Below are 8772 nucleotides of genomic sequence, written 5' to 3'. Positions count from 1 at the left end.
GTTAGCGCGTCCACACCTGAGGACGGTCTTTGGCTTGCGGCGTGTTTTGCGCCATCACGCCTGTGAGGAAGTGCGGCTGATAGGCTTCTTCCAGATAACGGATGTCTTCCGGGCTCAGTTGAAGGGCTACAGCGTTGACCGCGCCGTCAACATGATGCTTTTGCGTGGCGCCGATCACCGGGGCGGTGACTTTAGTCAGCAGCCAGGCCAGCGAAATTTCGGTCATGGAGACCTGATGCCGTTCGGCAAGTTCGGCGACGCGGGCAATAATGATCCGATCCTGCTCTGCCGTGCCGTCGTATTTGCTCCGGGCATAATCATCTTCCACCTCTCGCCGCGTGTGGCCTTCTAAGCGGGAGAGACGGCCGCTGGCCAGCGCGCTATAGGGAGTCATGGCGATACCCTCTTCCGCGCACAGCCCGAACAGCTCTCGTTCATCTTCACGCATAATCAGGTTGTAGTGGCTCTGCACAGAAACAAAGGATGTCAGCCCTTCGCGTTCGGCAAGAGCGTTCGCCTTCGCCAGTTGCCAGGCATAGCAATTGGAAATGCCAATCGCGCGCACCTTGCCGGCGGTCACTGCGGTGTGCAGCGCCTCCAGCACGTCGATAACCGGGGTGTTGTAATCCCAGATGTGGTAGATGTAGAGGTCGATGTAGTCCATCCCGAGGTTTCGCAGACTCTGGTCAAGCGAGCGGGCTATCGCCTGTTTTCCGCTGATCCCCTCGGCAATCTGCGCGGCGGTTCGTGGCAGAAACTTGGTGGCCAGCACCACCTCCTCGCGTTTTGCCATCTCCCGCAGCGCCCGGCCAACGTACCGTTCGCTGGAGCCGTTCTGATAGGCGATGGCGGTATCGTAAAAATTGATGCCCTGTTCCAGAGCGTGGCGGATGATGTCCCGGCTGGCTGTTTCGTCCAGCGTCCAGCGATGCTGACCCGTTGACGGATCGCCAAACCCCATACATCCCATGCAGATACGGGAGACCAGTAAGTCACTCTTCCCGAGCCGGGTATACTGCATCGTTATTTTCTCCCTTTGGGTTATTCCACCAGAGTTTTAAGCCGCGCGATCAGTCTGGCCGCGTGTTCCCGGGCAAGCGTTTTTTGCTGAGCGATTTTGTCGGCATCCCGGTCGGCGTAGCTAATACCGCAGGTATAAACCGGCGCCAGCAGCTCAAGATTGCACAGCCTGGCCGTGGTCTCGAAGGGAAGGAGATACTCCTCAATGGCATGGCCAAAGAAACCGTCAGCGGTATAGAGCGCCTGTGGCGCTCCCGTGGTGAAGGAGAGGATCAGCTTTTTACCACCCAGTTTCGCCGTTGAGCCATGGGCGAAGCCGTGGACAAATACCTCGTCCAGCCACTGTTTCATTAACCCGGGCAGCCCATACCAGCTAAAGGGAAACTGCCAGACAATCACATCCGCCTGCAGCAGGCTTTCCTGCTCAGCGGCGATGTTGAATTTGCCGTCCGGATAGAGCCAGTCCAGACGACGGATTTCCGCATCAGGCAGGGCGGTCGCCAGCTCATCGAGGATGGTGGCGTTGGCGATGGAATGGTTAAGATCCGGATGCCCGGAAACGACAAGAATATGAGCCATTCCCAACGTTACTCCTGATGTTTAAATTCAGCAGAGAAGAGATTTTCCCAGCTAATAAACGAGCCGAGTGGAATACACTCGAAGGTTAATAGACCCGCTTTTGCCAGCGGAAATTCGGCCATGACATTATTCGCCTCTTCCACGGTGTCGCACTCGAGGAAAATAGCGACGCCGGGTCGATCCTGACGGAAATAGATGTCGCGAATAAAACCTGACTTGTACAGTCCCCAGGCGTGCAGGGCTTCTGCGGTAAGGTGCGGCGCATAGTGTTCCAGCGTCGCGCCGGGGGCAGGGATATCCAGACATAAAATTCGCATAGTTGTCTCCGGAAAGTCGTTGTCAGCGGGAAGAGACAAAAGTATACGAGCCGCAGGGGGGGAAGATTAGGCGGTCATTGACTTAAGAATATTTAGCCTGTACTTAATAATCAGGCGAGGGTGTCTTAAGGAGATGCTATGAATAACGCGCTTTATAATCAGATACGCATCTTTCAGAGCATTGCGCGCGAGGGCAATATCTCGGCCGCCGCGCGCAAGCTCGAAATCACGCCGCCGTCGGTCAGCAATGCGCTCAGGCTGCTGGAGGAGCATATTGGCCACCCCCTTTTTGTGCGCACTACCCGGCGTATCGAGCTGACGGAAACCGGGCAACAGCTGCTGGAGCAGACCGCCGCGGCGGTGGAGACACTGGAAAAGTCGCTGGAAATCATCCGCGACCAGAATCAGGAGCCCTCCGGGGCAGTGAGAATAACCCTCTCGCGCTTTGCCTACCTGCTTATTCTCAAACCGGCGATGGCGGCATTTTGTCAGCAATATCCGGGGATCCAGCTGGAAATATCGGTCTATGACGGTACCGTCAATATTATTGAAGAACGTTTCGACCTTGGGATCCGCTTTGGCGATATTCTCGAAGGCGGCGTGGTCGCCCGCCCGTTAATGAAGCCGTTTCGTGAAGGGCTATACGCCTCCTCTGCCTATCTTGCCGAATATGGCGTGCCCGCGATGCCTGCCGATCTCCATCATCACCGGCTGATTGGCTATCGCTTTATTACCAACAACCGCATCCTGCCGCTGATCCTCAATGACCACGGCGAGCAGCTCACCGTCGAGATGCCCGGACAGTTAATCAGCAATGATATTGACGTCATGGCCGACGGTATTCGCCACGGACTGGGGATTGGCCGTTTATTTGAACCTATCCTGCAATTACAGCCCGATCGTGAGCAGTTTATTCCCGTGATGGAGGACTACTGGAAAACCTATCCGCCGGTTTATCTCTATTACCCAAAAAACGCAGGCAGAACGAAAAGGGTGAAAGCCCTGATTGATTTCCTGATAATGCATGCCGCGGANGATGCAGAGAAAGTCGGGTCTTCCCGCTAGCGTTCAGCTCAGATCGTGCAGCGCTTTGTCCAGCGGCGGGGAAAGCTGAATATCCTGAAACGCAACCGCCAGTCCGCCACGCTCCGGTGAGCAGCACATGACGCCCGCTTTCACCGGGCCTGGCGGAAAGTAGCCGAGCCGCAGCAGCGGCCAGCGCTCGCCGTCGGTTGAATACTGCAGCCTTAACGCGTCGCCCTTGCGGGTCAGCCGCAGCCAGAAGGTGCGCGGGTCGCCGGGGAAAAGCCCGGTGGCCCAGTCGGAGTGGGTTAGCGTCAGTACGCTGCCGATGGCCGGGGCATCGTCATTGAATTCAATTCCCGCCTTCAGCCAGGTCTGCTCGTCGGCCATCATCATCAGCCCGGCCTGGTCGTAAAGCGTGGTGAAATCCGCACAGATTTTTGCCTGCAGGGTAAAATCGCCCGCCACTTCTGCGGCATAGAGATGGCCAGAGAAGCGCTCGAAGCCATACCAGGTATGGCGCCAGAAGTCGGTATGCTTATTAGTGACCACCGTCAGGCCGTCGGAATCGCGGCGCCACTCGGCAGGTTCATTGATCCAGTGAAAGTACGGCTGCATTTTTCCTCCGGGATATGCTTTCAGACAGGGTTATAACAGCGACTGCAGCGCGGGTGACGCCATGCTGGCCTCAAAGGGAATAATCTCTGTACGGGCGAGACCCAGCTGCTGGAAGGGATCCTGGCTCAGACGCGCTTGCAGAGTTTCCCGGCTATCGCATTTTGCCAGAATGACGCCGCCGGTGCGGGGAATACGGCGGCCGGAGGCGAGAAAGAGGCCGTCGGCATAGCCTTTTTTGAGCCATTCGATGTGGGCGGGGATCGCACGGTCAACCTCTTCGAGCGGTTTTATATACGTTAAAACAACCACATAAATCGTACTCATCCTGAAAGCCCTGGCAATCCAATGGGATCTCCAGCCTGACATATTTCGATGGTGGATAAAAGAAAACGCGGCATTTTTCCGTGCTATTTAGCAGGGATGGCGGGGCGCAACATCCCGGATGCTCATCGCAGACGTGAATTAATATATATGTTTTTACGCATGTATATTGATCTTTCTTTGTGGCCCCGTATGCTGTCCGTCACGCTTGAGGAGAAATCATGTCTTTATTGCCCCTGCAACTGTTCAAAAACCTCGCCGATGAAACTCGTCTGGGGATCGTATTGCTGCTCAAGGCGCGTGGAGAGCTGTGCGTGTGCGATCTCTGTACGGCGCTCGCCCAGTCCCAGCCCAAGATCTCCCGCCATCTGGCGATGCTCCGTGAGAGCGGATTGCTGCTGGATCGTAAACAGGGTAAGTGGGTCCATTACCGCCTCTCTCCGCAGATGCCGGCCTGGGCGGCGCAGGTGATTGAGCAGGCCTGGCTCAGTCAGCAGGAGGATGTGCGGCTGATGATCAGCAGACTGGCTGGCGGGCCGGGTTGCCGGTAAAAAATTTATCTTAACATATATGATTTTTCGAATGTGATTGGCGGAGGAACGATGTTGCTGGCAGGTACGATTTTTATCCTGACCCTGGTGCTGGTGATCTGGCAGCCGCGGGGGTTAGGGATCGGCTGGAGCGCGGCATTTGGCGCGGCGCTGGCGCTGGCCACCGGTGGCGTACAGGTAGCCGATATCCCGGTGGTATGGCATATCGTCTGGAATGCGACCGCCACCTTTATCGCCGTTATCATTATCAGCCTGCTGCTTGATGAGTCTGGCTTTTTCGAATGGGCCGCGCTGCACGTTTCCCGCTGGGGAAGAGGCCGGGGTCGTCTGCTGTTTACCTGGATTATCCTGCTCGGCGCGGCTGTGGCGGCGCTGTTTGCCAACGATGGGGCGGCGCTGATCCTCACGCCAATCGTGATTGCCATGCTGCGAGCGCTGGGGTTCAGCAAGGGAACGATGCTGGCCTTTGTCATGGCCGCCGGATTTATTGCCGATACCGCCAGCCTGCCGCTGGTGGTATCGAATCTGGTGAATATCGTTTCGGCAGATTTCTTTGCCATCGGCTTCAGGGAGTACGCTTCGGTGATGGTGCCGGTCGATCTCGCGGCGATCCTCACCACCCTGGCGATGCTGCACCTGTTCTTTCGCAAGGATATCCCGCCGGCCTGGGATATGGCGTTACTGAAAGCGCCGGCCACGGCAATAAAAGATCCAGCGACGTTCCGCACCGGCTGGGGCGTGCTGCTGCTGTTGCTGGCTGGCTTTTTCGTCCTTGAACCGCTGGGGATCCCGGTCAGCGCCATCGCGGCGCTCGGTGCCGGGATCCTGTTTGCTGTCGCGAAGCACGGGCGGGTAATTAACACCGGTAAGGTGCTGCGCGGCGCCCCGTGGCAGATAGTGATCTTCTCGCTGGGAATGTATCTGGTGGTGTATGGTCTGCGAAACGCCGGGTTAACGGACTATCTGACCACGGTGCTGAACATGCTGGCGGAGCGCGGCCTCTGGGCCGCGACGCTGGGCACTGGTGTTCTGTCGGCCTTCCTCTCTTCGATTATGAATAATATGCCCAGCGTACTGGTCGGCGCCCTGTCGATTGATGGCAGCGCGGCAACAGGGACGATCAAAGAGGCCATGATTTATGCCAACGTCATCGGCTGCGATCTGGGGCCCAAGATCACGCCAATTGGTAGCCTGGCCACGCTGCTCTGGCTGCATGTGCTGGCGCAGAAGTACATCACCATCGGTTGGGGGTATTATTTCCGCTGCGGCATCACCATGACCCTGCCGGTGCTGCTTGTGACGCTGGCCGCGCTGGCGCTGCGTCTCTCCTTCAACCAGCCATGAGAACGTACTATGAGCATCACCATTTACCATAACCCTGACTGCGGCACCTCGCGTAATACGCTGGCGCTGATCCGTAACAGCGGCGCCGAGCCCACCATTATCTATTATCTGGAGACGCCGCCGTCGGGTGATGAGCTGCGCCAGCTGCTCGCCGCGATGGGGATCCCGGTGCGCGCGCTGCTGCGGAAAAACGTCGAACCCTACGACGCGCTGGGCCTGGCGGAAGACCGGTTTACTGACGACCAGATAATCGACTTTATGCTTCAGCATCCGATCCTGATTAACCGTCCGATCGTAACGACGCCGCAGGGCGCCCGACTCTGCCGCCCGTCAGAGGTGGTGCTGGAGATCCTGACGGCGCCGCAAAAAGGCGCATTCGTGAAGGAGGACGGTGAGCCAGTCATTGATGCCGCAGGGCAGCGTGTGAAATAGCGCGCAGAATGGCGCCGGCTGTAGCAGCCGGCATGCCGTGTTAATCCTGCTGTATGGTAGGCTCTCCAGGTATGTAGCGCCTGGATTGCTGACAATATTCTCGCTTAGCGCTATTTCTCCACTATCCAGTCTGTTTCCCTTACTTTTCCTGCCGTTATACACCGCCTCTGCGCCGGTGGTTTATGTCTCTCGATAAATTATTAACTGTTTGTTTTTAATGGGTAAAATTTCTTTTTGTGCGTAATGATATAAAGTCAACGTCGTTTGCATTATTGCGANCATTAAATCTGTAAAACTAGATGTTTGTCGACTTTTCATCTAAAAAGGGAAGGTAAGGGGCTGGACAAAACCATTGCGTGGTTATCAAATGGTTAAAAATGCTCGTGTTTGATGTTAATACAAACAAATTATAAATCGTCAGCCTGCTTTATACGGTTAACTTGCGCTGCGGCGCACCTTACCTGGAGAATTTATGCATTCCTCTGTTAATAAAAACGAAAGCCGTACCTTTTTCGGCCATCCTTATCCGCTGGGCTCCCTGTTCTTCACTGAAATGTGGGAGCGCTTCTCGTTTTACGGCATCCGTCCTTTACTGATCCTGTTTATGGCGGCGACAGTGTACGACGGCGGCATGGGCCTGGCGCGAGAGAACGCCTCGGCGATCGTTGGGATTTTTGCCGGCAGTATGTATCTGGCCGCGCTGCCTGGCGGCTGGCTGGCGGATAACTGGCTTGGCCAACAACGCGCCGTCTGGTACGGCTCTATCCTGATCGCCCTGGGGCACCTGTCGATCGCTCTGTCAGCATGGCTGGGCAACGATCTGTTCTTTATCGGTCTGATGTTTATCGTCCTGGGTTCCGGGTTGTTTAAAACCTGTATCTCGGTGATGGTCGGCACCCTATATAAAAAGGGCGACGCGCGCCGCGACGGTGGTTTTTCGCTGTTCTACATGGGGATCAACATCGGCTCGTTTATCGCGCCATTGATCTCTGGCTGGCTTATCAAATCGCATGGCTGGCACTGGGGCTTCGGCATCGGAGGGATCGGGATGCTGGTGGCGCTGATCATTTTCCGTGTCTTTGCCNTACCGTCGATGAAGCGCTATGACGCGGAGGTTGGCCTCGATTCCACCTGGAACAGCCCGGTGGCGAAAAAGAATGGCGTTGGAGCGTGGCTGCTGGCGCTGGCGCTGGGAGTGGCGGTGCTGGTCACGCTTATCAGCCTGGGCACGATCGTGATTAACCCGGTAGCGGTGGCCAGCGTGCTGGTCTATGTGATTGCCGCCTCCGTGGCGCTCTATTTCATCTGGCTGTTCGTCTTCGCCGGACTCAACCGTAAAGAGCGGGCGCGCCTGCTGGTGTGCTTTATTTTGCTGGTCTCGGCGGCCTTTTTCTGGTCCGCGTTTGAACAGAAACCGACCTCCTTCAACCTGTTTGCTAACGACTATACCAACCGGATGATCGGCGATTTTGAGATCCCCGCGGTCTGGTTCCAGTCGATTAACGCCTTGTTTATCATTCTCCTCGCGCCGGTATTCAGCTGGGCGTGGCCTGCGCTGGCGCGTAAAAACGTTCGTCCGGGCAGTATGACCAAATTCGTCATTGGCATCCTGTGCGCAGCGGCNNCTTTGGCCTGATGATGCTGGCGGCGCAGAACGTCCTGAGCAACGGCGGGGCCGGTGTGTCGCCGCTGTGGCTGGTGGGCAGCATCCTGATGCTGACGCTCGGTGAACTGTGCCTCAGCCCGATTGGGCTGGCGACCATGACTCTGCTGGCGCCGGAGAGAATGCGCGGCCAGATGATGGGGCTGTGGTTCTGCGCCAGCGCGCTGGGTAACCTGGCGGCGGGCCTGATCGGCGGTCATGTGAAGGCCGATCAGCTGTCGCTGCTGCCGGACCTCTTCGCCCGCTGCTCCATCGCATTGCTGATCTGCGCCGCCGTGCTGGCCGTGCTGATTGTCCCGGTCCGCCGGATGCTGGAGAACAGCCGGTCCAGCGCCGCGCAAAAATCCCTCAGCAACGCCTGACGCGATCCTCAGGCCGGCCCTACGGGGCCGGCTTGTTTTTTGTCCAATCCCCGCCCCAGCAGAACAAAATCCCCTTTTCACAATGCGCGATGTCCCATAACGTGAGCGTGTTCTTTGAAATCACGTCGCTTTCCGGTCCATAGTGTAGTCAGGTTTACTATGTGGTTAATATAAGGACACACCTATGCCAGCAGTCATTGATAAAGCATTGGATTTCATCGGTGGTATGAATACGTCTGAGCCAGTACCACAGTCTATGGATGAAAGTACCGCGAAGGGAATTCTCAAATATTTAAAAGAACTAGGCGTACCCGCCACCCCGGCCGACGTCGCTGCGCGCGGCCAACAGCAGGGCTGGAGCGCTGGGTTTACCGATAAAGTGGCGGAGTGGGCTGAACGGGTCGCCGCCGGCGAACGGCTGGTGATAAAGCATCCGGAATTCTTTTCCACCTATATGCGGGAAGAGCTGCGCGCCCTGGTGTAATCGCCGCGCATCCACCCCGCCCCTTCAGCTTAATGCCTTCCCCTATTGGGAAGGCATT

Annotated in this window: 10 protein-coding genes and 1 pseudogene; 6 read left to right on the top strand and 5 right to left on the bottom strand. The window is 56.8% G+C overall.

Annotated features, from left to right (window positions below; genetic code table 11):
• Nucleotide 1: 1 nt before the first annotated feature.
• The 3 genes from VZP09_RS16700 to VZP09_RS16690 are packed head-to-tail and all read right to left on the bottom strand — an operon-like array spanning nucleotide 2 to nucleotide 1916.
• Nucleotides 2–1021 (bottom strand): aldo/keto reductase, encoded by a 1020-nt coding sequence (locus VZP09_RS16700; protein ID WP_009485886.1) that lies wholly within the window; start codon nucleotides 1019–1021, stop codon nucleotides 2–4.
• A gap of 20 nt (nucleotides 1022–1041) precedes the next feature.
• Nucleotides 1042–1599, bottom strand: coding sequence for an NAD(P)H-dependent oxidoreductase (locus VZP09_RS16695; RefSeq protein ID WP_009485887.1), 558 nt, complete (start codon nucleotides 1597–1599; stop codon nucleotides 1042–1044).
• A gap of 8 nt (nucleotides 1600–1607) precedes the next feature.
• Nucleotides 1608–1916 (bottom strand): superoxide dismutase, encoded by a 309-nt coding sequence (locus VZP09_RS16690; protein ID WP_004151785.1) that lies wholly within the window; start codon nucleotides 1914–1916, stop codon nucleotides 1608–1610.
• Between the two features lie 138 nt (nucleotides 1917–2054).
• On the opposite strand from VZP09_RS16690, the gene VZP09_RS16685 reads away from it, so the two are divergent.
• A complete protein-coding gene (locus tag VZP09_RS16685) occupies nucleotides 2055–2981 on the top strand; it encodes a LysR family transcriptional regulator (protein ID WP_328795292.1) in 927 nt (308 codons plus the stop codon).
• 3 nt (nucleotides 2982–2984) lie between these two features.
• Here the strand turns inward: VZP09_RS16685 and VZP09_RS16680 are convergent, their stop codons facing one another.
• Together VZP09_RS16680 and VZP09_RS16675 are read right to left on the bottom strand one after the other, a co-directional pair.
• Nucleotides 2985–3557 carry a DUF1349 domain-containing protein gene (locus VZP09_RS16680; protein ID WP_002916283.1) on the bottom strand — a complete coding sequence of 191 codons (573 nt, stop codon included), beginning with the start codon at nucleotides 3555–3557 and terminating at the stop codon, nucleotides 2985–2987.
• A gap of 30 nt (nucleotides 3558–3587) precedes the next feature.
• Entirely contained in the window at nucleotides 3588–3881 is a 294-nt protein-coding gene (locus VZP09_RS16675; RefSeq protein ID WP_002916282.1) for a YciI family protein, read from the bottom strand.
• 218 nt (nucleotides 3882–4099) lie between these two features.
• Here VZP09_RS16675 and VZP09_RS16670 point away from each other — a divergent pair, with 218 nt between their 5' ends.
• The 5 genes and pseudogenes from VZP09_RS16670 to VZP09_RS16650 all read left to right on the top strand — a co-directional run bounded on the left by VZP09_RS16670 (nucleotide 4100) and on the right by VZP09_RS16650 (nucleotide 8714).
• Entirely contained in the window at nucleotides 4100–4429 is a 330-nt protein-coding gene (locus tag VZP09_RS16670) for a metalloregulator ArsR/SmtB family transcription factor (protein ID WP_002916281.1), read from the top strand.
• A 51-nt stretch (nucleotides 4430–4480) separates the two neighbouring features.
• Nucleotides 4481–5773: an arsenic transporter gene (locus VZP09_RS16665; protein ID WP_032433598.1), complete on the top strand. Its 1293-nt coding sequence runs from the start codon at nucleotides 4481–4483 to the stop codon at nucleotides 5771–5773.
• A gap of 9 nt (nucleotides 5774–5782) precedes the next feature.
• The gene (gene arsC, locus VZP09_RS16660) at nucleotides 5783–6205 is read left to right on the top strand and encodes a glutaredoxin-dependent arsenate reductase (protein WP_004174498.1); all 423 of its coding nucleotides are present in this window, start codon (nucleotides 5783–5785) and stop codon (nucleotides 6203–6205) included.
• A 472-nt stretch (nucleotides 6206–6677) separates the two neighbouring features.
• Nucleotides 6678–8230 (top strand): annotated as a pseudogene (locus tag VZP09_RS16655) (peptide MFS transporter).
• Between the two features lie 184 nt (nucleotides 8231–8414).
• Nucleotides 8415–8714 carry a DUF1889 family protein gene (locus VZP09_RS16650; RefSeq protein ID WP_002916274.1) on the top strand — a complete coding sequence of 100 codons (300 nt, stop codon included), beginning with the start codon at nucleotides 8415–8417 and terminating at the stop codon, nucleotides 8712–8714.
• Nucleotides 8715–8772: the final 58 nt, after the last annotated feature.

Source organism: Klebsiella sp. EMBS2024 (assembly GCF_036233805.1).
Lineage (GTDB): Bacteria > Pseudomonadota > Gammaproteobacteria > Enterobacterales > Enterobacteriaceae > Klebsiella > Klebsiella pneumoniae.
The sequence above is the reverse complement of the archived record's forward strand: the minus strand, read 5'-3'. Positions and strand labels throughout refer to the sequence as shown.

Bases quoted from the DNA above. Each gene is read 5' to 3' on its own strand.
- VZP09_RS16700 (WP_009485886.1), bottom strand. From the start codon at position 1,021: ATGCAGTATACCCGGCTCGGGAAGAGTGACTTACTGGTCTCCCGTATC.
- VZP09_RS16695 (WP_009485887.1), bottom strand. From the start codon at position 1,599: ATGGCTCATATTCTTGTCGTTTCCGGGCATCCGGATCTTAACCATTCC.
- VZP09_RS16690 (WP_004151785.1), bottom strand. From the start codon at position 1,916: ATGCGAATTTTATGTCTGGATATCCCTGCCCCCGGCGCGACGCTGGAA.
- VZP09_RS16680 (WP_002916283.1), bottom strand. From the start codon at position 3,557: ATGCAGCCGTACTTTCACTGGATCAATGAACCTGCCGAGTGGCGCCGC.
- VZP09_RS16675 (WP_002916282.1), bottom strand. From the start codon at position 3,881: ATGAGTACGATTTATGTGGTTGTTTTAACGTATATAAAACCGCTCGAA.
- VZP09_RS16670 (WP_002916281.1), top strand. From the start codon at position 4,100: ATGTCTTTATTGCCCCTGCAACTGTTCAAAAACCTCGCCGATGAAACT.
- VZP09_RS16665 (WP_032433598.1), top strand. From the start codon at position 4,481: ATGTTGCTGGCAGGTACGATTTTTATCCTGACCCTGGTGCTGGTGATC.
- arsC (WP_004174498.1), top strand. From the start codon at position 5,783: ATGAGCATCACCATTTACCATAACCCTGACTGCGGCACCTCGCGTAAT.
- VZP09_RS16650 (WP_002916274.1), top strand. From the start codon at position 8,415: ATGCCAGCAGTCATTGATAAAGCATTGGATTTCATCGGTGGTATGAAT.